We start from the raw sequence: 24,967 nt of genomic DNA, 5'->3' as shown, positions 1-24,967 counted from the left end.
AACTGGTCCGATGGATAGGGTCCCGAACTAATGGCAGCAGGACGAGAGCGGCGCGCGGAAGCCGAGACGTTCACGGCCCGGTTGAGAATGCAGTGGCACCGGGCCCGCGTCGGCCTGCGCAGAAGTGCCGTGGACTACTTCCGCGGCGACGGTTCGGACTGGATCGCGCTGGCCGGTCTGCTCCTGACCGTTCCCGTCATCACGGTCACCACGCTGGCCAACTCGGTGTGGGTTTCCCCGGCCGCGCTGGTCCTGCCGATCGTCGCGGGCGGGCTGCTGCTGCGCCCGGCGAGCCTGCTCGGCCTGTACGCGGCCGCGGCGACGGCGCTGATCGTGGAGTCCGTGCAGCTCGGGCCGTACACCGAGGGGCCCTCGCGGGTCACGCCGGGCATCGTGCTCGTGGTCGCCGCGTGCGGTTTCTTCGGCCTGCTGATCGCCCAGTTCCGCAGCCGGGTCGGTGTGCCGTGGCGGCGCGGCGGCACCATGCTGTTCGACCTGCGCGAACGCATCCGGGTGCAGAGCAAGCTTCCGTCGCTGCCGCACGGCTGGCACCGCGAGATGGCGCTGCGGCCCGCGGGGGGCCAGTCGTTCTCCGGTGACTTCGTTGTCGCGGCCCGGACGAACGGCGGCCGCACCATGGAGGTGGTCCTCACGGACGTCTCCGGGAAGGGCATGGACGCGGGGTCGCGCGCCCTGCTGCTGTCGGGCGCGTTCGGCGGCCTGCTCGGCTCGCTGCCCCCGCACGCGTTCCTCCCGGCGGCGAACGGCTATCTCCTCCGCCAGGACTGGGACGAGGGTTTCGCCACCTCGATCCACCTCGTCCTGGACCTCGACTCCGGTGACTACGAGCTGTACTCCGCGGGTCATCCGCCGGGCCTCCAGCTCAGCGCGGGCAGCGGCCGCTGGGAGGAGAAGGCCGCCGAGGGGCCGCTCCTCGGGGTGTACGACGGCGCCCAGTTCGACCCCGTGAAGGGCTCGCTCCGCCCCGGTGACGTGCTGATGCTGTTCACGGACGGCCTGGTGGAGACGTCCGACCGCGACATAGTCGAAGGCATCGACCGCCTCACCGGCGAGGCCGACCGCTACGTCGCCGGCGGCTTCCACGGCGCCGCCTGGCACCTCATCGAAGCGGTGGCCAAGGACGTCAACGACGACCGGGCGCTGCTGCTGATCTGCCGCGAAGGTCCCACGGCGCAGGCCATGCCCCACTGAGACGCCCCGGGGTGGGGTTTACCCCCGCCCGGATCCGCCGGTCGCCCTCATCGCCCCGGTACACCCCCGCTCCGTACGTTCGAAGCACCACACCGAACCGCGGACCGGAGGAACACACGCATGGCAGCCGACTGGGCCGTAGAACTGCACGGAGTGACGCGCCGCTACGGCCGGGGCGGCTCCGCCGTCCACGCTCTGCGCGGCATCGACCTCACCCTCCCACCCGGCACCTTCACCGCCGTGATGGGCCCCTCCGGCTCCGGCAAGTCCACCTTCCTCCAGTGCGCGGCGGGCCTGGACCGCCCCACGGCGGGCAAGGTCCGCCTCGGCGGCACGGAGATCACCGGCATGAAGGAGAACAAGCTCACCGCGCTGCGCCGCACCCGCCTCGGCTTCGTCTTCCAGGCATTCAACCTGCTGCCGTCCCTCACGGTCGAGCAGAACGTCGTCCTGCCGATGCGCCTGGCCGGCCGCCGCCCCGACCGCCGCCGCGCCGCCGAGGTCCTCGCCCAGGTCGGCCTGGCCGACAAGGCCCGCCGCCGCCCCGGCCAGCTCTCCGGCGGCCAGCAGCAGCGCGTCGCGATCGCCCGCGCCCTGGTCACCCACCCCGACGTCGTCTTCGCCGACGAGCCGACCGGTGCCCTGGACACCACGACGGCCGCCGAGATCCTCGCCCTGCTCCGCCGGGCCGTGGACACGCAGGGGGCCACCGTCGTGATGGTCACCCACGACCCGTCGGCCGCCGCCTGGGCCGACCGCGTCCTGTTCCTGGCCGACGGCGAGATCGTCGACCACCTGGACCGCGCCCCCGCGGACCGGATCGCAGCCCGCATGGCCGCCCTCGCCACCCCGGCCTTCACCGGGGCGGCCGCCTGATGTTCCTCCCCAACGGCCTCGCCCGCGCCGCGGTCCGCTTCCGGCCCTCCGGCTTCGTCGGTACGTTCGTCGCGCTCGCGATGGCCGCGCTGATCGTGTCGGCCTGCGGCATCCTCCTGGAGACGGGCCTCAGGGCCGCCGTCCCGCCGGACCGCTACGCCGCCGCCCCCGTCGTGGCCGCCGCCGACCAGAAGGCGCACTACGGCCACGGCGACAGCGCCGCCAGTGAACCGGTCCCGGACCGGGCCCGCCTCGACACCTCCCTGGTCGACCGGGCGGCCTCGGCCCCCGGCGTCCGCACGGCCGTCGCCGACGTCACCTTCTGGGCCCTCCCGGCCGGCGCGAAGGGCCCGCGCGGCCCCCTCACCGCCCACAACTGGGCCTCCACCACCTTCACCGGCGAACGCCTCACCGCCGGCCGCGCGCCCGGCCCCGGCGAAGTCGTCCTCACCCGGGGCACCGTCGGCGACCGCGTCACCCTCGCCACTCCTGACGGCACCCGCACCTACCGCGTCTCCGGTACGACGGGAGGCGACCGGGCCGCGGACGGTGAGCCGGGCACCGGGCACCCCACCGTCTGGTTCGCCGACGCCGAAGCCGTACAACGCTCCGGCCATCCGGGCCGCGTCGACGCCATCGCCGTACTGCCCGAGCCCGGCGTGACCACCGCGGCCCTCGCCTCCCAGGTCGCCCGCGCCCTCGGCGACCGCGCCGAGGTCCACACCGGCGACGACCGCGGCACCGTGGAGGACCCGGCCCTGGGCATGGCCAAGGAGAACCTCACCGGTATCGGCGGCTCGTTCGGCGGCATCGCGGCCGTGGTCGCCGTGTTCACCGCGGCCGGCACCGTGGCGCTCGCCGTCGGCCAACGCGCCCGGGAATTCGCCCTGTTGCGCGCCGTCGGCGCCACCCCGCGCCAGATCCGCCGGACGATCGCCACCGAGACCCTGCTGGTCGCCCCGCTCGCGGGCGTGGCCGGCTGTCTGCCCGGAATCGCCCTGGCCGCCTGGTGGTTCGGGCAGCTGAAGGACAAGGGCGCGGTCCCGGAGGCCGTCGACCTGTCCGTCTCCTGGATCCCGCTGGTCTCGGCCGCGGGCGCCGTCCTCGTCGGCGCCCTGGGCGCCGGGTACATGGCCGCCCACCGCAGCTCCCGCGTCAAGCCGGGGCAGGCGCTGAGCGAGGCGTCCGTGGAGCGGCTGCGGTTCGGCTGGATCCGTACCCCGCTCGGACTCGCCGCCGCGGCCGGCGGGTTCGTCTGCGCGGGCCTGTCCGCCTCGCTGACCGGCGAGGACGCCGCCAACGCCGCCCTCGGCATCGTCATGCTGTTCATGCTGGCCGTGGCCCTGCTGGGCCCGCTGGTCGCCCGGCTGTGCGCCGCCCTGTTCGGTCTGCCCCTCAGAGGCGCGGGCGCCTCGGCCTCCCTGGCCGCCGCCAACTCCCGTACGAACGCCCGCCGGCTGGCCTCCGCGATCACCCCGATCGTGCTCGCGATGGCCTTCTCGTCCGTGCTGGTCTTCATGCACACCAGCGAGGACCGCGTCACCGCGCGCCAGCAGCGCGAGGGCATCCTCGCCGACCACATCGTCACCGGCGACCCGGGCCTGGCCCCGGACGCCGTACGGAAGGCCGGGCGGGCCCCCGAAGTCACCGCCGCCGTCGGCCTGTTGAGGACCTCGGTGCTGGTGCCCGCCTCGGGCGGGGTGATCGTCCCCGCCTCCGCGCAGGGCGTCACGGGCTCCGCCCGCGCCCTGGCCGCCGTACAGGACCTGGACGTCGAGCGCGGCCGACTGTCCCTGGCGTCCGGGGAGGTGGCGGTCGACGCCGCCCTCGCCGACAACGCCGGCCTCGCCGTCGGCGACCGGCTCCCGCTGCGCCTGCCCGACGGCACCAGGACCGAACCGCGGATCACGGCGACGTACGGACGCGGTCTGGGGCTGTCCCAGGTGACGATGAACCGCGCCGACCTCGCGACCCACGTCACCACCGCCTTCGACACCGAACTGTGGACGAAGGGCGGCACCGCGGCCGGTCTCCGGAGCCTCGGCACCGTCCTCGACCGCGCCGACCACACCACCGCCCAGTCCGTCGACCGCGAGCTCAACGCCTGGGCGAACACGGTCATGGCGGCCGTCCTCGGCGGCTTCGCGGCCGTCGCCGCCGTCAACACGCTGGTGATGACCGTGCTCGACCGCCGCCGCGAACTCGGCACGCTCCGCCTCATCGGCTCCACCCGCCGCCAGGTGCTGCGCATGGTCCGCTGGGAGGCCCTCCTGGTCGCCCTCGCCGGCATCGTCCTCGGCACGGCGATCGCGCTGGCCACCCTCGTCCCGATGATGAAGGGCCTGACGGGGGAGGGGCCCTACATACCGCCCCTGGTGTACGGCGCCTTCGCGGGCACGATCGTCGTCCTCGGACTGACCGCGGCCACCCTCCCGGCCCGCGCCGCCCTCAGGAGCGACACACTGGACGAGTGACGCACACCCCGCACACCCCTCGCACCCCGAACGGCCCGCGGCTGACCCTGGCCGACGTGGAAGCCCTCGCCCGCGCCGCCCACACCGGCCAGACCGACAAGGCGGGACGGCCCTACGCCGAACACCTGAGGGCCGTCGCCGAGGGCGTCCGCGCGCGGGGCGGCGACGCCGAGCAGATCGCGGCGGCCTGGCTGCACGACGCCGTCGAGGACGACGCCCTGTCCGAGCGATGGCTGGACGAGGCCGCGCTGAGCCGTCGTACGAAGGACATCGTGCGCGCGGTGACCAAGCGGGCGGGGGAGCCGCCCGAGGCGTACGCCGGGCGCGTTCTGGCCACGCCGGGCGCCCTGCTGGTCAAGGAGGCGGACCTGGCGCACAACGCGGATCCGGCCCGCCTCGCGGTCCTCGACGAACCGACCCGGAAACGACTGACCGAGAAGTACGCGCGGATGCGCGCCCTTCTCGGTCTTGTCGGCGATGCGGATCCAGATGCCTAGGCGTCGACCTTCTCGCGTGCCGTGGGCGCCGCCTGCCGCTCGCGCCCCCGGGCCACCTCGGCGGCGTCCCGTTTGAACGCCCAGTCCATGTCCGGCTCCATCGCGAACCGGAAGAGCCGCCGCACCGGGGCGGTGCACAGCACGGTCACGGCGGCGGCCGCCAGGACGCTCACGGCGATCTCGCCGAGCGGCCGGTGCAGGGCGGGGTGGTCGAACCAGCCCGCGTAGTCGCCGCCCTTGATCAGGAAGCCGTGCAGCAGGTAGCCGTACAGCGTGCCGGCGCCGAGGGCGGTGAACCACATCCGGCGGCCCGGCACCCAGGAGAAGAAGCAGGCGGTCAGCAGCAGCGAGCAGCCGAAGAGGGCCAGCACCATGACCGGCCCGGTCCACCAGGGAGCGCCCAGTTCCTGCGCCGCGTCCCGGTGGTAGAACCAGCCGGTGTTCATGCGCGGCACCGACCACCAGCTGACGGCCACGGCGGCCGCGAACACCGGCACCGACAGGATGCGCACCGAGCGCCGGCGCACCAGCCGGAAGTGCTCGGCCTTCATCGACAGTCCGAGCACGAAGAACGGCAGGAACTGGAGCACCCGCTGAAGGTCGAGGTCGTCACCGATCTCCGGCGTGACACTCGCCAGCATCGCGATGGCGAGCGCGAGTGGCAGCGGCCACCGCACCAGCTTCCAGATCGGTGTGGTCAGCCGCCAGACGAACAGCGCGACCAGGAACCAGGTCAGGTACCAGGGATCCAGGAGGCTGATCTCCTGGCTCGGGTCGTGGCCGGCGTAGCGCTTGAAGAGCGGGTAGGCCGTCTCGAAGAGGATGTACGGCACGGCGACGCCGGTGATCAGCCGCTTCAGCCGGTCCGGGCGCATGTCGAAGCTGCGCGAGAAGAACCCGGAGATGATGATGAACGCCGGCATGTGGAAGGCGTAGACGACCTGGTAGAGGCCTTCCAGGATCCGGCTGTCGTCCTTGAGGGGTTCCCAGGAGTGGCCCACGGCGACCAGGACGATCGCCAGGTACTTGGCGTTGTCGAAGAACGCGTCCCGCTGCTTGCCGGGCGTACCGCCGGCCCGGGGCTGCTGTGCGGTGTGCTGCTTCTGCGGAGAGCGCGGACTCGGCACTCCGTCCGCCGACTGTGGGGGGAGCGGTGCTCGGTCGGGGTGGAACATCTGAGGCACCCTAGCCCGCGCCGAGGGTATTCGTAAAACCGTCCACGTCATTCCTGGTTAATCGCCGCGCGTACTCCCGTTTTCCCGGAGTTGACGTACGCAAAGGCGATCACACGTGCGCGATGTGCGCCCTGATTGTCATGATTCATGTGGACTAAATCGGGCATTTGGCTTGTTGTTATGACCCCGAAGGTGCCCTGTGTCGGCAATTCGCATTGCCTGCGAACGAATTGTGTGGACGCCGAAATGGCCGCGCCCGAATTCACTGTGTGGGTGCCGTGTCGAATTTCTGTGCGGGTGTGGCCGCGGGGATGGTCCGCGCACGGGGGTGCGTGCGGATCCGGCGGGAGCATGGCCAACGTTGGGTCACGCGCCGCATATGCGGGCCCCGTTGGTGGCACGATGGTTCTGGCGGGGGTGCGCTGAGCTGCATCCCCGGGCCGGGAGAGCGGACCGACCGTAGGGTGTGATCAGTTGTGGCCATTTCGCTGTCAGTGGTGTTGCTGTTGGCGATCATCTTGGTGGTGTTGATCAGGGGAGGCTCCCTCAAGGCCGGACCCGCCGTCGTCGCTGTGCTCTTCGGCTTCTTTCTCGCCTCCACCGGCATGGCCGACGACATCCAGCGGTTCCTCAACTCGATAGCCGAGACGATCAACTCGATCCAGTTCTAGGCGCGGATCGCGGCCTGGTCCACCGGCACGGCAAAGGCCTCCGGGCCGAACCATGGGTTCGGGCCGGAGGCCTTGTCAGAGCGGGCGACGGGAATCGAACCCGCGTAGCTAGTTTGGAAGACTAGGGCTCTACCATTGAGCTACGCCCGCACAACGCGCGCCGCAGGTCGGGCGACCGCGGCACTGAAGGCATCGTAGCGGGTCGCCCCGCCTCGCCGCACACCCCTTCCCGCCCGCCCCCGGCGCCCTCGTCCGGGCTCGCCGAATGCGGAGGCCGGGCCGCCTGCGGGCATGTACCCTACGTGTCGCACCAGCACGGGGTGTGGCGCAGCTTGGTAGCGCGTCCGCTTTGGGAGCGGAAGGCCGTGGGTTCAAATCCCGCCACCCCGACCACCTTCGGCCGTCACCGGCCACCGGCGCGATCACCTCCTGTGATCGCGTCCTGTGATCGCCTTTGGGGCGTGTCGCCGCTGCCGTTACTATGCAAGCTGCACGCCCGTGTGCCTCATCCACTGAAGTCCTCCGGGCGGCGAATCCGCCGGGCCAGTCTGGCGCCGGCAGAAACCAAGAAGTCAGCCCCCAAGGAGACCGAACCGTGAAGAGCGCCGTGGAGACCCTGAACCCGACTCGGGTTCGGCTCAGCATCGAGGTGCCCTTCGAGGAGCTCAAGGACAGCCTCGACGCGGCGTACAAGAAGATCAACCAGCAGGTCACGGTGAAGGGCTTCCGGAAGGGCAAGATCCCGGCACGCGTCATCGACCAGCGGTTCGGCCGCGGTGCGGTCCTGGAGGAGGCGGTCAACGACGCGCTTCCGAAGTTCTACACCGAAGCGGTCAACGAGGCCGAGCTCAACGTCCTGGGCCAGCCCGAGGTCGACATCACCGAGCTGAAGGACGGCGAGACGCTGAACTTCACCGCCGAGGTCGACGTCCGTCCCGCCCTGGAGATCCCGGACTACTCCGGCATCGAGGTCGAGGTCGACGCCGTCGAGGTCAGCGAGGAGGACGTCGACAAGGCCGTCACCGAGCTGCGCGAGCGCTTCGCGTCGACCTCCCCGGTCGAGCGGGCCGCCGAGGACGGCGACGTCGTCACCATCGACCTGGAGGCCAAGGTCGAGGGCGAGGTCCTGGAGGACGGTGTCGCGAGCGGCGTCTCCTACACCATCGGTTCCGGCGAGCTCCTCGACGGCATCGACGACGCCGTGAAGGGTCTTGAGGCCGGTGCCGAGGCCACCTTCACCTCCGAGCTCAAGGGCGGCTCGGCGGCCGGCAAGGAGGCCGAGGTCACCGTCAAGGTCACCCAGGTCGCCGCGCGCGAACTGCCCGAGCTGGACGACGAGTTCGCGCAGCTCGCCTCCGAGTTCGACACCCTCGACGAGCTGCGGGCCGACAGCCGCAAGCGCCTCGAGAACATGAAGCAGTACGACCAGGCCACGCAGGCCCAGGAGCGCGTCCTGGAGAAGCTGCTGGAGATCGTCGAGGTGCCCGTTCCCGAGAAGCTCCTCGAGGACGAGATCAACACCCGCAAGCACAACCTGGAGCACCACCAGCTCGGCCAGATGGGCCTCGACCTCGAGAAGTACCTCGAGATCCAGGGCAAGACGGTCGAGGAGTTCGACTCCGAGACCAAGGAAGCCGCGGTCAAGGGCATCAAGACGCAGTTCGTCCTCGACGAGCTCGTCAAGCAGGAGAAGCTCAACGTCAACCAGGAGGAGCTCACCGAGCACCTCATGCGGCGCGCGGCCTCCTCCGGCATGTCCCCCGACCAGTTCGCCCAGGCGGTCGTCGAGGGCGGTCAGGTCCCGATGCTGGTCGGCGAGGTCGCCCGCGGCAAGGCCCTGGCCGTCGTGGTCGAGAAGGCCACCGTCAAGGACACCAACGGCGAGATCATCGACCTCGACGACGAGGAAGAGGACGAGACCGGCACGACCGAGGCCGCCGCCGAGGAGGCCCCGGCCGAGGAGAAGACCGACGAGAAGACCGAGGGCTGAGACCCACGGCGCCTCTGACGGACGCATGACGGGCCCCGGGGACATGTCCCCGGGGCCCGTCGTCCTATCCGGGGGCGCGGGGAACCGCCGGGCCGCCCGCCGGCCGCTCTACGCCCCCGGCGAACAGCCCCGTATCCGGGATTCTCCGAAGGGACCAGCGCGTTAGGGTCCATGACTAAGAGGGCGAGGAGTCCCGGCTCCAGCCCCGCAGGGAAACGTGAAGACGGCCCGGCGCCGTCGTAAGACGAGCAGGTGGATACGTGACGAATCTGATGCCTTCAGCCGCCGGCGAGCCTTCCATCGGTGGTGGCCTCGGCGACCAGGTCTACAACCGGCTGCTCAACGAGCGGATCATCTTCCTCGGCCAGCCGGTCGACGACGACATCGCGAACAAGATCACCGCACAGCTGCTGCTCCTTGCCGCCGACCCGGACAAGGACATCTTCCTGTACATCAACAGCCCCGGCGGCTCGATCACGGCCGGCATGGCGATCTACGACACCATGCAGTACATCAAGAACGACGTGGTGACCATCGCCATGGGCCTCGCCGCCTCGATGGGCCAGTTCCTGCTCAGCGCGGGCACCCCGGGCAAGCGCTTCGCGCTCCCGAACGCCGAGATCCTGATCCACCAGCCCTCCGCCGGCCTCGCCGGCTCGGCCTCCGACATCAAGATCCACGCCGAGCGGCTGCTGCACACCAAGAAGCGCATGGCCGAGCTCACCTCCCAGCACACGGGCCAGTCGATGGAGCAGATCACCCGCGACTCGGACCGCGACCGCTGGTTCGACGCCCACGAGGCCAAGGAGTACGGCCTCATCGACGAGGTCATCGCCACGGCCGCCGGTATGCCGGGCGGCGGCGGCACCGGGGCCTGAGACCCCCGCAGCGCCCCCAGCCGACCGCCTCAGCCCCTAGGAGAGAGACAGTGAACGACTTCCCCGGCAGCGGCCTGTACGACCGCGCACGCGCCGAGAGCACCGTGCCGGTCGCCGAGTCCCGGTACGTCATCCCCCGCTTCGTCGAGCGCACCTCGCAGGGCATCCGCGAGTACGACCCGTACGCCAAGCTCTTCGAAGAGCGCGTGATCTTCCTCGGCGTGCAGATCGACGACGCCTCCGCCAACGACGTCATGGCCCAGCTGCTGTGCCTGGAGTCGATGGACCCCGACCGGGACATCTCGGTCTACATCAACAGCCCCGGCGGCTCCTTCACCGCGCTCACCGCGATCTACGACACGATGCAGTTCGTGAAGCCGGACGTCCAGACGGTCTGCATGGGCCAGGCCGCCTCGGCCGCCGCCATCCTGCTGGCCGCCGGTACGCCGGGCAAGCGCATGGCCCTCCCGAACGCCCGGGTGCTGATCCACCAGCCCTACAGCGAGACGGGTCGCGGTCAGGTCTCCGACCTGGAGATCGCCGCGAACGAGATCCTGCGGATGCGCGCCCAGCTGGAAGACCTGCTGGCCAAGCACTCCACCACGCCGATCGAGAAGATCCGCGAGGACATCGAGCGCGACAAGATCCTCACGGCCGACGACGCCCTGGCGTACGGCCTGATCGACCAGATCATTTCGACCCGAAAGATGAACAACGCCTCCGTCCGCTGAGGCGGAGGCTGTATCGTCTGCCGCTCCTCGGCACGGTTCACCGACGCGCACGACACCGTGCACGTCAAAGTGAACCGTGCCAAGGGGGGCCCGAACGGGGGGCTCGGCAAGGTACCGTCGGACATAAGGCAGCACCAGGAGCCGCTGGACCTAGGCGTCTCCCAGGCGAAGGGGAAGCACACCGTGGCACGCATCGGTGACGGCGGCGATCTGCTCAAGTGCTCGTTCTGCGGCAAGAGCCAGAAGCAGGTCAAGAAGCTCATCGCAGGGCCCGGTGTATACATCTGCGACGAGTGCATCGACCTCTGCAACGAGATCATCGAGGAGGAGCTGGCCGAGACCAGCGAGGTGCGCTGGGAGGAACTCCCCAAGCCCCGCGAGATCTACGAGTTCCTCGAGGGCTATGTGGTGGGCCAGGAGTCGGCGAAGAAGGCACTGTCCGTCGCCGTCTACAACCACTACAAGCGCGTCCAGGCCGGTGAGAACGGCGGCGCCCAGGGCCGCGACGACGCCATCGAGTTGGCGAAGTCCAACATCCTTCTGCTGGGCCCCACGGGCTCCGGCAAGACGCTGCTGGCCCAGACCCTCGCGCGCATGCTGAACGTCCCGTTCGCGATCGCGGACGCCACGGCGCTCACCGAGGCGGGTTACGTCGGCGAGGATGTGGAGAACATCCTGCTGAAGCTCATCCAGGCGGCCGACTACGACGTCAAGAAGGCCGAAACGGGCATCATCTACATCGACGAGATCGACAAGGTCGCGCGGAAGAGTGAAAACCCCTCGATCACTCGCGATGTCTCGGGCGAGGGTGTGCAGCAGGCCCTGCTGAAGATCCTGGAGGGCACCACCGCCTCCGTGCCGCCCCAGGGCGGCCGCAAACACCCGCACCAGGAGTTCATCCAGATCGACACGACGAACGTCCTGTTCATCGTGGGCGGTGCCTTCGCGGGCCTGGAGAAGCTCATCGAGTCCCGGGCCGGGGCCAAGGGCATCGGCTTCGGCGCGACGATCCGCTCCAAGCGGGAGCTGGAGGCCAAGGACCAGTTCGAGGACGTCATGCCCGAGGACCTGGTCAAGTTCGGCATGATCCCCGAGTTCATCGGCCGTCTCCCGGTCATCACCTCGGTGCACAACCTGGACCGCGAGGCCCTCCTCCAGATCCTGGTGGAGCCCCGCAACGCGCTCGTGAAGCAGTACCAGCGCCTCTTCGAACTCGACGGCGTGGAGCTGGACTTCGAGCGCGAGGCCCTCGAAGCCATCGCCGACCAGGCCATCCTCCGCCAGACCGGCGCCCGCGGCCTGCGCGCCATCATGGAGGAAGTCCTCCAGGGCGTCATGTACGAGGTCCCCTCCCGCAAGGACGTCGCCCGCGTCGTCATCACCGCCGACGTGGTCCTGTCCAACGTCAACCCGACGCTGATCCCGAGGGATTCGCGCGGACGGGGCCCCGGGGAGCAGAAGACGGCGTAACCGCCGCACACGGACAAGCGAAGGGGCCCCGGTCGACCGACCGGGGCCCCTTCGTCATACGCGTCATGGCCTGTGCGGGGCCCGCGCCATCACGCGGGCTTGCGGACCTCGTTGCGGAACTTGGCCGTGATCTCGGCGGCGGCACTCAGGTCCATCGACTTGCCGGTCATCGCGCTGGCCAGGTCGAGGTTCATGGTGACACCGAGCGTGCTGTGGTCGCCCCAGATGCACACGGGCATGCGGATCTCGCTCGGTCCGGACGACGAGCCGGTCGACCCCGCGTTGTCGTTCTTGACCTTCATCTCCTGGCACTTGAGGACCGCGTCCTTGAGATCGCTCGGCGTGTACGCCTTCGGGCTGCCCACGACCTCGCCCTCGTTGTCCTTGGCGGCGCTCTTCTTCATCTCGGCGAACATCCCGTCGACGACCGCCTCGGGGTCCTCGATGTCGCCGTAGACGCCCATGAAGTTGAGCATCTTCATGGCGAACGGGTTGGCCTCGTCGCCGGACTGGTAGCCGGCGTTGACGTCCTTGGCGTTCTTGACGCCGTGCTTCTCGGCGTCCTTGACGTCCTGTTCGGAGAAGCCGCTGTCGCCGGCGTTCTCGCCCTTCTTGTACTCGCCGCCGAGGACCGTGGCGGGAGTCGTCAGGGTGTGCGGGCCGTCGTCGGCGATGTCCGAGCCGCCCGAGCCGCCGCCGATCACGAAGTACGCGCCGACGGCGATCGCGGCGACGACCGCGACCGCGCCGATGATGATGCCCGTCTTCTTCTTGCCGCCGCCGGGCGCCGGCGGCTGGGGCACCCCGTAGGGAGCCTGGCCGTAGGGCGGCTGCTGGCCGTAGGGGGCCTGCTGGGGCGGTACGCCCTGCCCGGGCTGCTGCGGGTAGCCGTAGCCCGGCTGGGCCGGCGGAGCCTGCTGAGGGTAGCCGTAGCCGGGCTGGCCGGGCGGAGCCTGCGGCGGCTGGCCGTAGGGACCCGGCTGCTGACCGTACGGTCCGGGCTGCTGGGGCTGCCCGCCGTACGGGCCCGGCTGGTTGTAGCTCATCTCTGGGTTCCCCTCCAGATGCTTATGTGATTCAGACATCCTGGCCTAGACACAGCGCATACATGGCACCGGGGGCCCCACCGTTACAGAACAAAGGCGTTTCGGGACTCCCGCGTGACACCCCTAAACTGGGCCCGTGACCGAGAACGCTCAGCAGCAGCCCACAGCGCCCCACACCGAACTGCCGACCCAGTACGCGCCGGCCGACGTAGAGGGGCCGCTGTACGAGCGCTGGGTGGAGCGGGGTTACTTCGAGGCCGACGCCAAGAGCGACAAGCCCGCGTACACCATCGTCATTCCGCCGCCCAACGTCACCGGCTCCCTCCACCTGGGCCACGCCTTCGAGCACACGCTGATCGACGCCCTCACCCGCCGTAAGCGCATGCAGGGCTACGAGACGTTGTGGCAGCCCGGCATGGACCACGCGGGTATCGCGACGCAGAACGTCGTCGAGCGGGAGCTCGCCAAGGAGGGCAAGTCCCGTCACGACCTGGGCCGCGAGGCGTTCGTGGAGCGGGTCTGGCAGTGGAAGGCTGAGTCCGGTGGTCAGATCGCCGGACAGATGCGGCGCCTGGGCAACGGCGTCGCGTGGAGCCGTGACCGCTTCACCATGGACGAGGGTCTGTCCCGTGCCGTCCAGACCGTCTTCAAGAAGATGTTCGACGACGGCCTGATCTACCGCGCCGAGCGCATCATCAACTGGTGCCCGCGCTGCCTGACGGCCATCTCTGACATCGAGGTCGACTACCAGGACGACGACGGCGAACTCGTTTCCATCAAGTACGGCGAGGGCGACGACACGCTCGTCGTCGCCACCACGCGTGCGGAGACGATGCTCGGTGACACCGCCGTCGCTGTTCACCCGGATGACGAGCGCTACAAGCACCTCGTCGGTCGGCGCATCGCGCTGCCGCTGACGGGCCGCACGATTCCCGTCGTCGCCGACACACACGTCGACCCCGAGTTCGGCACCGGTGCCGTCAAGGTCACCCCCGCCCATGACCCCAACGACTTCGCCATCGGCCAGCGGCACGGCCTGGAGTCGCTGACCGTCATGGACGAGCGCGGCGTGATCACGGTCCACGGGCCTTTCGAGGGGCTTGACCGCTTCGAGGCGCGTTCCGCGATCGTCGCCGCGCTGCGCGCCGACGGCCGGATCGTCGCGGAGAAGCGGCCGTACGTCCACTCGGTCGGCCACTGCTCGCGCTGCAAGACGACCCTTGAGCCGCGGCTGTCTCTGCAGTGGTGGGTGAAGGTCGAGACGCTCGCCAAGGCCGCCGGTGACGCGGTCCGCGACGGCCGGGTGGACATCCACCCCGCCGACCTGTCGCAGCGGTACTTCGACTGGGTCGACAACCTCAACGACTGGTGTATCTCGCGGCAGTTGTGGTGGGGTCACCGGATCCCCGTCTGGCACGGCCCGGACGGCGAGACCGTGTGCGTCGGCCCCGACGAGCAGCCGCCGAGCGGCGAGGGCTGGGAGCAGGACACCGACGTCCTGGACACCTGGTTCTCGTCCGGCCTGTGGCCCTTCTCCACCCTGGGCTGGCCCGAGAAGACCGCGGACCTGGCGAAGTTCTATCCGAACTCGGCCATGGTCACCGGGTACGACCTGATGTTCTTCTGGGTCGCCCGGATGATGATGTTCGGCCTGTACGCGATGGACGGTGAGATCCCCTTCCGCACCATCGCGTTCCACGGCATGGTCCGTGACGAGCACGGCAAGAAGATGTCGAAGTCGTTCGGCAACACGGTCAATCCGCTGGACTGGATGGACAAGTACGGCTCCGACGCTCTGCGGTTCACGCTCGCCCGCGGCGCCAACCCCGGCACCGACGTCCCGATCGGCGAGGACTGGGTCCAGGCGTCCCGGAACTTCGCCAACAAGATCTGGAACGCGACGCGCTTCGCGCTGATGAACGGCGCGACGGTGGACGGTCCCCTCCCGGACGCCTCCGCGATGTCCGCCACGGACCGTTGGATCCTGTCCCGTCTCAACAAGACGGTCGCCCAGGTCGACGCGTTCTACGAGGACTTCCAGTTCGCGAAGCTCTCCGACGCCCTCTTCCACTTCGCGTGGGACGAGGTCTTCGACTGGTACGTCGAGCTGTCCAAGACGACGTTCCAGGCGGGCGGCGAGCCGGCCGAGGTCAGCAAGCGCGTCCTCGGCGAGGTCCTCGACGTCACGCTGAAGCTGCTGCACCCGGTGGTCCCGTTCGTCACGGAGACCCTGTGGACCACCCTCACCGGCGGCGAGTCGGTCGTCGTCGCGGACTGGCCCCAGGACAGCGGCTTCCGGGACGACGCCGCCGAACGCGAGATCGAGACCCTCCAGTCCGTCATCACCGAGGTCCGCCGCTTCCGCGCCGACCAGGGACTCCAGCCGGGCCAGCGCGTCCCGGCCCGCCTGGCCCTCGACGGCACGGCGCTGGCACCTCACGAGGCCGCCATCCGCCAGCTGCTGCGCCTCCAGCCGGAGGGCGAGGACTTCACGGCCACGGCGACCCTCCCGGTCGCCGGCGCCGAGGTCGCCCTCGACCTCTCCGGCACGATCGACGTGGCGGCGGAGCGCAAGCGCCTCGCGAAGGACCTGGCGGCGGCGGAGAAGGAGAAGTCCCAGGCCACCGCCAAGCTCGGCAACGAGGCGTTCCTCGCGAAGGCCCCGGACAACGTGGTCGACAAGATCCGCGGCCGTCTGGCCAAGGCGGAGGACGACATCACGAGGATCCGGGCCCAGCTGGACAGGCTGCCCCAGCAGTAGCGAGGTGAGGGGCGCGGGGACCTGCCCCATCCTCCCCGCGCCCGCCGAACGGGACCAGCCGCACCTCTCCTCGGACGCAGCCCTAAACTGACCCCGTGAGTGACAGCGACGACTTCGACGAGATCATCGCGGCCGAGACCGACCGGGACCCCGATCTCGCGGTCATCGAGGCCGGCAGCCGCACCCTGCGCACCCAGGGCGCGGCCCCGGACACCGATGTGCCCGCGCGCCCCGAGGACCCCGAGGTCGACAAGGCCCTGCGTGCGGTCGAGACGGAGCTCGCCGGCCGCTGGGGCGAGACCAAGCTGGAGCCGTCGGTCGCCCGGATCGCCGCCCTGATGGACGTGCTGGGCGACCCGCAGCGGTCGTACCCCTCGATCCACATCACCGGCACCAACGGCAAGACCTCCACCGCCCGCATGATCGAGGCCCTGCTCGGCGCCTTCGAGCTGCGCACCGGGCGGTACACCAGCCCGCACGTGCAGTCGATCACCGAGCGGATCAGCCTCGACGGGGCGCCGATCGACGCCGAGCGCTTCATCGAGACGTACCACGACATCAAGCCGTACATCGAGATGGTCGACGCGCAGCAGGAGTACCGGCTGTCGTTCTTCGAGGTGCTGACGGGCATGGCGTACGCCGCCTTCGCGGACGCGCCGGTCGACGTGGCCGTCGTGGAAGTGGGGATGGGCGGCTCCTGGGACGCGACCAATGTGATCGACGGTGATGTCGCCGTCGTCACGCCCATCGACCTGGACCACACCGACCGGCTCGGTGAGACGCCCGCGGCGATCGCCACCGAGAAGGCCGGCATCGTCAAGCAGGACGCGACGGTCATCCTGGCGCAGCAGCCGGTGGACGCGGCCCAGGTGCTGCTGAAGAAGGCCGTCGAGGTCGACGCCACCGTGGCCCGCGAGGGCCTGGAGTTCGGGGTGGTCGCGCGGCAGGTCGCCGTCGGCGGCCAGCTGCTCACGCTGCGCGGGCTCGGCGGGGAGTACGGGGAGGTGTTCCTTCCGCTGCACGGCCCGTACCAGGCGCACAACGCCGCCGTCGCCCTGGCCGCCGTGGAGGCGTTCTTCGGCGTCGGATCCCAGCGGCCCGAACCGCTCGACATCGACACCATCCGCAAGGCCTTCGCGGCCGTCACCTCCCCGGGCCGCCTGGAGGTCGTACGGCGGTCCCCGACCGTCGTCCTGGACGCGGCGCACAACCCGGCGGGCGCCCGGGCCACCGCCGAGGCGGTGGGGGAGGCCTTCGACTTCAGCCGGCTGATCGGTGTGGTGGGCGCGAGCGGCGACAAGAACGTGCGGGGGGTGCTGGAGGCCTTCGAGCCGATCTTCGCCGAGGTCGTGATCACGCAGAACTCCAGCCACCGGGCCATGGACGCCGACGAGCTCGCCGCGATCGCCGTCGAGGTGTTCGGCGAGGAGCGGGTGCAGGTGGAGCCGCGGCTGCCGGACGCCCTGGAGGCGGCGATCACGCTCGCCGAGGAGGAGGGCGAGTTCACGGGCGGCGGTGTGCTCGTCACCGGTTCCGTCATCACCGTCGGCGAGGCCCGGCTGCTGCTGGGGAAGGGCTGAGGACCTCACATGCGTACGCTCTGTGCTTCGACGCTGATCGGCGAGTTCTTCGTCATCGGGTTCGCCGGTCTGGTCGCGATGAAGGACCCCGATCTGTCCATGTCGACGGTGTGGACGGTCAGCGGTATCGCGATGTTCCTGTGCCTGGTGCTGTGCGGGCTGGTGACCCGGCCGGGCGGCATCGCCATGGGCTGGGCGCTCCAGGCCGCGCTGATCGCCTCCGGCTTCGTCGTCCCGACGATGTTCTTCATGGGGGCGATCTTCGCGGCGCTGTGGTGGGCGTCCGTGCACTACGGCCGGAAGATCGACGAGGCGAAGGCGAGGTTCGCCGCCCAGGCCGCCCCCTCTACACCTGACGCTGTGTGACAAGTGCGCCGACACGCCCTGTAACCTCAGGGTCTGTCGTGAAATCCCCGCACAGTCCTTGATCCGAAGGAGCCCTTCGTGACCCAGCGCACCCTCGTCCTGCTCAAGCCCGACGCGGTCCGTCGCGGCCTGACCGGCGAGATCATCAGCCGTATCGAGCGCAAGGCCGGATGGCAGATCACCGCGCTGGAGCTGCGCACGCTGGACCAGGACACCCTGGAGCAGCACTACGGAGAGCACAAGGGCAAGCCCTTCTACGAGCCGCTGGTGGAGTTCATGGCCTCCGGCCCGGTCGTCGCGCTGATCGTCGAGGGCGAGCGGGTCATCGAGGGGGTGCGGCAGCTGGCCGGCCCGACCGACCCGATCGCCGCCGCGCCCGGCTCCATCCGGGGCGACTTCGGTGTCATCGTCCGCGAGAACCTGATCCACGCGTCCGACTCCGAGGAGTCGGCCGAGCGCGAGGTGAAGATCTTCTTTCCCGGGCGTGCGTAGGTTTCGTGGCTTTTTCTGAGGGGGCGTCAGCTCACGCTCTCGTCCGACCTGGGGCGGCCGCGCACTTTCGGCCGTCCTTTGGCATATGCGTGGCGATCGGGGGAACGAGTGCCCCCGATGGACCGTCTCCACAAGCGAGGCGGTACTTCATCTGCTGACAATGGCGAAGACCCTCGCGCGGTGTTCGTGCAGGCGCGTCTACGATGGAAGCCTTCACGTCACCGCACCCACTTCGCCGACCTGAAAAGCCCTCACACGCTCCCAGGAAGGCCAGTCGAATCCTGATGGGGAACTCAATGTCGTTCATCGGCCGTGACATGGCTGTCGACCTCGGGACCGCCAACACGCTGGTGTACGTCAGGGGTCGCGGGATCGTACTCAACGAGCCGTCCGTGGTCGCGATCAACACCAACACCGGTGGCATCCTCGCGGTCGGAGCCGAAGCCAAGAAGATGATCGGGCGCACGCCCGGCAACATCGTTGCCGTACGTCCGCTGAAGGACGGCGTCATCGCCGACTTCGAGATCACCGAGCGGATGCTCCGCTACTTCATCCTGAAGATCCACAAGCGGCGGTATCTGGCTCGTCCGCGGGTCGTCGTCTGCGTGCCCTCGGGCATCACGGGCGTCGAGCGCCGCGCCGTCATCGAGGCGTCGTCCCAGGCCGGCGCCCGTCAGGTGCACATCATCGAGGAGCCCATGGCCGCGGCCATCGGTTCCGGCCTGCCGGTCCACGAGGCCACGGGCAACATGGTGGTGGACATCGGTGGCGGCACCACGGAGGTCGCGGTCATCTCCCTCGGCGGCATCGTGACGGCCCAGTCCATCCGCGTCGCGGGCGACGAGCTGGACAACGCGATCATCCAGCACATCAAGAAGGAGTACTCGCTCCTCCTCGGTGAGCGGACGGCCGAGCAGATCAAGATCACCATCGGCTCGGCGTACGACCTCGACGCTGACGAACACACCGAAATCCGCGGCCGGGACCTCGTCTCCGGGCTGCCCAAGACCGTCGTCATTTCGGCCGCCGAGGTCCGCAAGGCGATCGAGGAACCCGTCAACGCGATCGTCGACGCGGTCAAGACGACCCTCGACAAGTGCCCGCCGGAGCTGTCCGGCGACATCATGGACCGCGGCATCGTCCTGACGGGCGGCGGCGCCCTGCTCCGCGGTCTCGACGAGCGGCTGCGCCGCGAGACCGGCATGCCGATCCACATCGCCGAGGACCCGCTGGACAGCGTGGCGCTCGGCTCCGGCAAGTGCGTCGAGGAGTTCGAGGCGCTTCAGCAGGTGCTGGACGCCCAGCCGCGCAGATGACCTGACATCGCGATTCCGCCGTACGAGATGATCTCCTCTCGTGCGGCGGATCGTTGATATAGAGACATAAGCTCTCCCACACACATCACGACACCTGAACACCGCACACGAATTCCTATGAGGAAGGGCACGGCCGCCGCACGTGAGGGACACACGAGAGAGCCGGCTGCTCCTGGTGCTGCTGGTCGCCGTCGCGTTCGCGCTGATCACGGTGGACATCCGTGGCGGGGAGGACTCACCGGTCGACGGTGCCCGCCAGGCCGCGGCCGCCGTCTTCGGCCCGATCGAGGACGGTGTGTCGACCGCGGTCAACCCGGTCGGCAACGCCGTCTCCGCCATCCGTGACTCCGGCGAACGCCACGACCGGCTCGCCGAGATGGAGAAGGAGAACGCGGCCCTCAAGGCGAAGCTCGGCAGCGACGACCGCAACCGCAGCCGCCTCGCCCAGCTCGACAAGATGCTGAAGATCGCCGGCCAGGGCCAGTACGGCATCAAGGGCGCCCAGGTCATCGCGATAGGAGCGGCCCAGGGCTTCTCCTGGACCATCACCGTCGACGTCGGCGCCAACGACGGCATCCGGCGCGACATGACCGTCCTCAACGGCGACGGACTCGTCGGCCGCGTGACGACCGTCGGCCCGGACACCGCCACCGTGCTCCTCGCCAACGACCCCGACTTCACCGTCGGCACCCGCATGGAGGCCGGCGACGAACTCGGCTTCGCCTCCGGACAGGGCGACCGCCCGCTGCGCGTCGAACTCCTCAACGGCAAGGCCGAGATCAAGAAGGGCGACCGCCTGGTCACCTTCGGCTCCCAGGCCGACAAGCCCTTCGTGCCCGGCGTGCCGGTCGGCGTGGTCGCCCGCGTCGACCCCTCCGGCGGCGGCCTCACCCGCACCGTGTACGTCACGCCGTACGTCAGCTTCACCAAACTCGACATCGTCGGCGTCGTCGTCCAGGCCCCGAAGAAGGACCCGCGCGACACGGTGCTTCCCGCCAAGCCCCGGCCGACCCCGACGCCGACCGTGACGGTGACCGCCACGCCGTCCGCCGACGCGCCGGTCGACGGCCAGATCCAAGAAGAGCAGTAGGAGCTGTAGCCCATGCGCGTCAACCGGATCCTGCTCTCCACATCCCTGGTCGTCGTCGCCCTGGTCCTCCAGGTGAGCGTCCTCGCCCGCCTCCACCTCCCAGGCGCCGTCCCCGACCTGCTGCTCCTCACCGTCCTCGGCCTCGCCCTGGTCTACGGCCATGTCGGCGGCGCCCTCGTCGGCTTCGGCGCGGGTCTCCTCGCCGACCTCGCCCCACCCGCCGACCACGCGGCCGGGCGCTACGCCCTAGTGCTCTGCGTCATCGGCTACCTCGCCGGACTGGCCAAACCGGACAACGGCCGGCTGAAGTCCGCCACCGGCCCCATGCTCGTCGTGGTCGCCGCCGCCATCGGCTCCACCCTGCTGTACGCCGGGGTCGGCGCCCTCGTCGGCGACACCGCCGCCCGCCATGTCGGCCTGCCCAGCCTGCTGTTCACGGCCGCCCTGTACGACCTGCTGCTCGCCCCGTTCGTCGTCCCCGGGATCATGGCCCTGGCCCGGCGCGCGGAGAACGACCCGCTCGCCGAGACCAACGCGGCGGCCTCCAAGGCCACCGACATCTCCTCCGGCTGGCTCTCCTCCGGCACCGGTCTGAAGATCGGCGGCCAGCGCGGCGGACTCGGCAGTCTGAAGACCAAGGCCCGCGCCCGCACCGCGCGTGTCGGCCGCATCAAGGGGGTCAAGCGGCTGTGAACACGCTGGAGTTCATCCTGGAGTTCACCCGAACGAGGGCGTGGCGGCGGAACGCGGGCTCACAGGTCCGCCGTTCATCATGCGTACGCGCACACACCACCGACGCGTACACCGGCGCCTCGTACACGTCGACGCACTGAGAGGGGGAGGCAGCCGCAGTGACCAACATCCCCGAGACCGGTCGGACCCCACGGGTCCAGATCCGGCTCATCGTCATCCAGGTTCTCGTCCTCTCCCTCCTCGGCACCCTCGGCGGGCGCCTGTGGTACCTCCAGATCCGCGAGGGCGACGAGTACGCCAAGGAGGCCTCCGGCAACCACGTCCAGCAGGTCGTCGAGCCCGCCGTCCGCGGATCGATCCTGGACGCCCGCGGAGTCCCCCTCGCCGACAACGAGACCCGGCTGGTGGTCTCCGCCTCCCGCACCGACCTGCTGAAGATGAAGGACGACGGCAAGGCCGTCCTCACCAAGCTGGCCGGCGTCCTCGCCATGACGCCCAAGGAGGTCATGGAGAAGGTCCGCCTGTGCGACGCCAAGACCCCCCAGCCCTGCTGGAACGGCTCGCCGTACCAGCCCATCCCCATCACCGACGAGGCCACCGCCAAGCAGGCCCTCCAGATCCGCGAGCGCGCCGAGGAGTTCCCCGGCATCACCGCCGAGCCCGAGGCCGTCCGCCGCTACGCCGCCCCCGCCAAGGCCAACACCGCCCAGGTCCTCGGTTATCTCTCGCCCGTCACCGACGAGGAGATCACCAAGGCCCAGGACACCGACTCGCCCTACCTGCGCTCCGACCAGGTCGGCCGCTCCGGCCTGGAGCGCCAGTACGACAAGGAACTGCGCGGCAAGGCCGGCGTCACCCGCTACGAGGTCGACAACCTCGGCCGCGTCATCGGCGAGGCCCAGGCCGACCCCGCGCAGCCCGGCTCCAACCTCGTCACCAGCGTCGACGCCCGCGTTCAGCGCGTCGCGGAGTACGAACTCAACGACGCGATGAAGGAAGCCCGCAAGATCTTCGACAAGAACACCGGCGAGAAGTACAAGGCGGACTCCGGCGCGGTCGTGGTGATGGAGGCCAAGACCGGCCGGGTCGTCGCCATGGCCTCGAACCCGACCTACGACCCGAACGCCTGGGTCGGCGGCATCTCCGCCAAGGACTACACCAGGCTCACCGGTAAGAACTCCAACTACCCGCTGCTCAACCGCGCGATCCAGGGCCAGGCCGCCCCCGGCTCGATCTTCAAGGTCGTCTCCAGCTCGGCCGCGGTCAACGCGGGCTACTCCTTCGACGGCAACTACGAGTGCTCCAGCTCGTACTCCATCGGCGGCCAGGTCTTCAAGAACTTCGAGTCCAAGGGGTACGGCCCGATCAACCTCGGCCGCGCCCTGGAGGTCTCCTGCGACACCGTCTTCTACCGACTGGCCCACCAGGAATGGCAGCGGGACGGCGGCAACACGCCGAAGAAGAACGCCAACGACTGGTTCTACAAGACCGCCCACCAGTTCGGCCTCGGCAAGGAGACCGGCATCGACCTGCCGAACGAGGTCAGTGGCCGCGTCCCGGACCGCCAGTGGAAGCAGGACTACTGGAAGGCCAACAAGGACGCCTGGTGCAAGTACGGCAAGAAGGGCGGCTCGTACGCCGAGCAGATCGCGTACGAGAACTGCCTCGAAGGCAACAAGATGCGCGCCGGTGACTCCGTCAACTACTCCATCGGCCAGGGCGACACCCTCGTCACACCGATCCAGATGGCGACGATCTACGGAGCGATCTCCAACGGCGGCACCCTCTACGACCCGACCGTCGGCAAGGCGATCGTGAGCGCCGACGGCAAGCGTGTCCAGGAGATCGCGCCCAAGCCGCACGGCAAGCTGCCCGACTCGAAGAAGACGCTCGCCGAGATAAACGACGCCCTCGCGGGAGTCGTGACCCGCGGTTCGGCCGCCTGGCGGTTCGGCGGCTGGCCGCAGGACAAGATCCCGATGCACGCCAAGACGGGCACCGCCGAGGTCTACGGCAAGCAGACCACCTCCTGGTTCGCCACGTACACCAAGGACTACACGGTCGTCATGACCATCTCCCAAGGTGGTACGGGCTCCGGAGCCTCGGGCCCCGCCGTGCGCAAGATCTACAACGCGCTCTACGGCGTCTCGGAGGACGGCAGGATCAACCCGAAGAACGCGCTGCTGCCCACCCCGGAGAAGAACCTGCCGAAGATCAAGGACGACGGTTCCATCACCTCCCCGAAGGTCTCCAAGGACCCGGCCAAGGAGCAGCGGATCAGCCAGAAGGGCACGGAGGAGCCGGACGTGCAGCAGCTGGCGGCCACCGTGGGGACAGCCACCCCGGGCAACCGGAACGCACGCCGCCGACGGCGGGCAGGCGGAAGCCGGAGGACGCTCGCATGACCGGCGTCAACAGCTTCCACGTCTCCGGATACGGGCCCCAACGGGCGGGCTGGACCCGCCTGTTGGCCCGGGACTCCCTCGCCCGCCGGCTGGACTGGCCGATACTGCTCGCGGCCGTCGCCCTGTCACTGATCGGCTCGATCCTCGTCTTCTCGGCCACCCGCAACCGCACCGAGATCAACCAGGGCGACCCGTACTACTTCCTGGTCCGGCACCTCATGAACACCGGCATCGGGCTCGCCCTGATGATCGGCACGGTCTGGCTCGGCCACCGCACCCTGCGCACCGCCGTCCCGATCCTCTACGGCGCCTCGGTGTTCCTGATCCTGCTGGTACTGACCCCGCTCGGCTCGACCGTCAACGGCGCCCACTCCTGGATCGTGCTCGGCGGCGGCTTCTCGCTCCAGCCCTCCGAGTTCGTGAAGATCACGATCATCCTGGGCATGGCGATGCTGCTGGCCGCACGGGTGGACGCGGGTGACAAGCCGTACCCGGACCACCGCACCGTGCTCCAGGCGCTCGGCCTGGCCGCCGTGCCGATGCTGGTCGTGATGCTGATGCCCGACCTCGGGTCGGTCATGGTGATGGTCATCATCGTGCTGGGCGTGCTGCTCGCCTCCGGCGCCTCCAACCGGTGGGTGTTCGGACTGCTCGGCGCGGGCGCGGCCGGCGCCATCGCCGTATGGCAGCTGCACATCCTGGACGAGTACCAGATCGCCCGCTTCGCGGCCTTCGCCAACCCCAGCCTCGACCCGGCGGGTGTCGGCTACAACACCAACCAGGCCCGCATCGCCATCGGCTCGGGCGGACTGACGGGCTCCGGGCTGTTCCACGGCTCGCAGACGACCGGCCAGTTCGTGCCCGAGCAGCAGACCGACTTCGTCTTCACCGTCGCCGGCGAGGAACTCGGCTTCCTCGGCGCGGGCCTGATCATCGTGCTGCTCGGCGTCGTCCTGTGGCGCGCCTGCCGCATCGCCCGCGAGACGACCGAGCTCTACGGCACGATCGTCGCCGCCGGGATCGTGGCCTGGTTCGCCTTCCAGGCCTTCGAGAACATCGGCATGACCCTCGGGATCATGCCGGTCACGGGCCTGCCACTGCCGTTCGTGTCCTACGGAGGCTCGTCGATGTTCGCGGTCTGGGTGGCGGTGGGGCTGTTGCAGTCCATCCGGGTGCAGCGGCCCATGTCCGCCTGACGTCACCCGTGGTCGCCCCCGGGTTTGCCCGGGGGCCGTCCGCGGTGC

The 24,967-nt window shown here is 69.7% G+C and carries 20 protein-coding genes and 2 tRNA genes; 19 read left to right on the top strand and 3 right to left on the bottom strand.

All coding sequences use genetic code 11. The annotated features are described in order from the left end of the window. Positions 1–30 precede the first annotated feature (30 nt). From SLINC_RS15910 to SLINC_RS15895, 4 genes are all read left to right on the top strand, one after another. A complete protein-coding gene (locus SLINC_RS15910; protein ID WP_067432687.1) occupies positions 31–1,212 on the top strand; it encodes a PP2C family protein-serine/threonine phosphatase in 1,182 nt (393 codons plus the stop codon). 120 nt (positions 1,213–1,332) lie between these two features. Beyond that, the gene (locus tag SLINC_RS15905) at positions 1,333–2,088 is read left to right on the top strand and encodes an ABC transporter ATP-binding protein (protein WP_067432683.1); all 756 of its coding nucleotides are present in this window, start codon (positions 1,333–1,335) and stop codon (positions 2,086–2,088) included. After that, positions 2,088–4,562: an FtsX-like permease family protein gene (locus SLINC_RS15900; RefSeq protein WP_067432680.1), complete on the top strand. Its 2,475-nt coding sequence runs from the start codon at positions 2,088–2,090 to the stop codon at positions 4,560–4,562. The genes SLINC_RS15905 and SLINC_RS15900 overlap by 1 nt, the downstream gene beginning before the upstream one ends. Beyond that, on the top strand, positions 4,559–5,059 hold the full coding sequence (locus SLINC_RS15895; RefSeq protein ID WP_182449171.1) for an HD domain-containing protein: 501 nt from the start codon (positions 4,559–4,561) through the stop codon (positions 5,057–5,059). The genes SLINC_RS15900 and SLINC_RS15895 overlap by 4 nt, the downstream gene beginning before the upstream one ends. Here the strand turns inward: SLINC_RS15895 and SLINC_RS15890 are convergent. Continuing rightward, the gene (locus SLINC_RS15890; RefSeq protein WP_067432677.1) at positions 5,056–6,234 is read right to left on the bottom strand and encodes an acyltransferase family protein; all 1,179 of its coding nucleotides are present in this window, start codon (positions 6,232–6,234) and stop codon (positions 5,056–5,058) included. The two genes, SLINC_RS15895 and SLINC_RS15890, sit on opposite strands and share 4 nt — an antisense overlap. Before the next feature lie 476 nt (positions 6,235–6,710). Here SLINC_RS15890 and SLINC_RS15885 point away from each other — a divergent pair, with 476 nt between their 5' ends. After that, positions 6,711–6,905, top strand: coding sequence for a hypothetical protein (locus SLINC_RS15885; RefSeq protein WP_030044846.1), 195 nt, complete (start codon positions 6,711–6,713; stop codon positions 6,903–6,905). 79 nt (positions 6,906–6,984) lie between these two features. Here the strand turns inward: SLINC_RS15885 and SLINC_RS15880 are convergent. Continuing rightward, a tRNA-Gly gene (locus tag SLINC_RS15880) sits at positions 6,985–7,055 on the bottom strand. A gap of 166 nt (positions 7,056–7,221) precedes the next feature. On the opposite strand from SLINC_RS15880, the gene SLINC_RS15875 reads away from it, so the two are divergent. From SLINC_RS15875 to clpX, 5 genes are all read left to right on the top strand, one after another. Next, positions 7,222–7,298 (top strand) — tRNA-Pro (locus tag SLINC_RS15875). A 202-nt stretch (positions 7,299–7,500) separates the two neighbouring features. Next, positions 7,501–8,895: a trigger factor gene (gene tig, locus SLINC_RS15870; RefSeq protein ID WP_067432674.1), complete on the top strand. Its 1,395-nt coding sequence runs from the start codon at positions 7,501–7,503 to the stop codon at positions 8,893–8,895. A 272-nt stretch (positions 8,896–9,167) separates the two neighbouring features. Continuing rightward, positions 9,168–9,773 (top strand): ATP-dependent Clp protease proteolytic subunit, encoded by a 606-nt coding sequence (locus SLINC_RS15865; RefSeq protein ID WP_067445385.1) that lies wholly within the window; start codon positions 9,168–9,170, stop codon positions 9,771–9,773. 50 nt (positions 9,774–9,823) lie between these two features. Beyond that, a complete protein-coding gene (locus SLINC_RS15860; RefSeq protein WP_067432671.1) occupies positions 9,824–10,504 on the top strand; it encodes an ATP-dependent Clp protease proteolytic subunit in 681 nt (226 codons plus the stop codon). Positions 10,505–10,687: 183 nt separating this feature from the next. After that, positions 10,688–11,974: an ATP-dependent Clp protease ATP-binding subunit ClpX gene (gene clpX / locus SLINC_RS15855; protein ID WP_067432668.1), complete on the top strand. Its 1,287-nt coding sequence runs from the start codon at positions 10,688–10,690 to the stop codon at positions 11,972–11,974. An 89-nt stretch (positions 11,975–12,063) separates the two neighbouring features. Here clpX and SLINC_RS15850 read toward each other — a convergent pair whose 3' ends face one another. Continuing rightward, a complete protein-coding gene (locus tag SLINC_RS15850; RefSeq protein WP_067432665.1) occupies positions 12,064–13,020 on the bottom strand; it encodes a hypothetical protein in 957 nt (318 codons plus the stop codon). A gap of 136 nt (positions 13,021–13,156) precedes the next feature. Between SLINC_RS15850 and SLINC_RS15845 the strand changes: the two genes are divergently transcribed. From SLINC_RS15845 to rodA, 9 genes are all read left to right on the top strand, one after another. Then, complete coding sequence (locus SLINC_RS15845) at positions 13,157–15,781, top strand: valine--tRNA ligase (RefSeq protein WP_067432663.1); 2,625 nt, start codon at positions 13,157–13,159, stop codon at positions 15,779–15,781. Positions 15,782–15,876: 95 nt separating this feature from the next. After that, positions 15,877–17,361, top strand: coding sequence for a bifunctional tetrahydrofolate synthase/dihydrofolate synthase (folC, locus tag SLINC_RS15840; protein WP_067432660.1), 1,485 nt, complete (start codon positions 15,877–15,879; stop codon positions 17,359–17,361). A gap of 9 nt (positions 17,362–17,370) precedes the next feature. Next, positions 17,371–17,727, top strand: a complete 357-nt coding sequence (locus SLINC_RS15835) for a DUF4233 domain-containing protein (RefSeq protein ID WP_067432657.1) — start codon at positions 17,371–17,373, stop codon at positions 17,725–17,727. Positions 17,728–17,805: 78 nt separating this feature from the next. Next, positions 17,806–18,219 carry a nucleoside-diphosphate kinase gene (gene ndk / locus SLINC_RS15830; RefSeq protein WP_067432654.1) on the top strand — a complete coding sequence of 138 codons (414 nt, stop codon included), beginning with the start codon at positions 17,806–17,808 and terminating at the stop codon, positions 18,217–18,219. Between the two features lie 296 nt (positions 18,220–18,515). After that, positions 18,516–19,535: a rod shape-determining protein gene (locus SLINC_RS15825; protein ID WP_004931372.1), complete on the top strand. Its 1,020-nt coding sequence runs from the start codon at positions 18,516–18,518 to the stop codon at positions 19,533–19,535. A gap of 142 nt (positions 19,536–19,677) precedes the next feature. Further along, positions 19,678–20,625, top strand: coding sequence for a rod shape-determining protein MreC (mreC, locus tag SLINC_RS15820; protein WP_067432650.1), 948 nt, complete (start codon positions 19,678–19,680; stop codon positions 20,623–20,625). A gap of 12 nt (positions 20,626–20,637) precedes the next feature. Then, positions 20,638–21,318, top strand: a complete 681-nt coding sequence (mreD, locus tag SLINC_RS15815; protein ID WP_067432647.1) for a rod shape-determining protein MreD — start codon at positions 20,638–20,640, stop codon at positions 21,316–21,318. Positions 21,319–21,476: 158 nt separating this feature from the next. Further along, complete coding sequence (mrdA, locus tag SLINC_RS15810) at positions 21,477–23,723, top strand: penicillin-binding protein 2 (protein WP_067432643.1); 2,247 nt, start codon at positions 21,477–21,479, stop codon at positions 23,721–23,723. Further along, entirely contained in the window at positions 23,720–24,919 is a 1,200-nt protein-coding gene (gene rodA / locus SLINC_RS15805) for a rod shape-determining protein RodA (RefSeq protein WP_067432640.1), read from the top strand. The genes mrdA and rodA overlap by 4 nt, the downstream gene beginning before the upstream one ends. The last annotated feature ends 48 nt before the right edge of the window (positions 24,920–24,967 follow it).

Origin of the sequence: Streptomyces lincolnensis (assembly GCF_001685355.1) — a bacterium.
In the GTDB taxonomy this organism is placed as follows: Bacteria; Actinomycetota; Actinomycetes; order Streptomycetales; family Streptomycetaceae; genus Streptomyces; species Streptomyces lincolnensis.
Note: the sequence above shows the minus strand (reverse complement) of the source record. Positions and strands in the feature narration are given on the sequence as shown.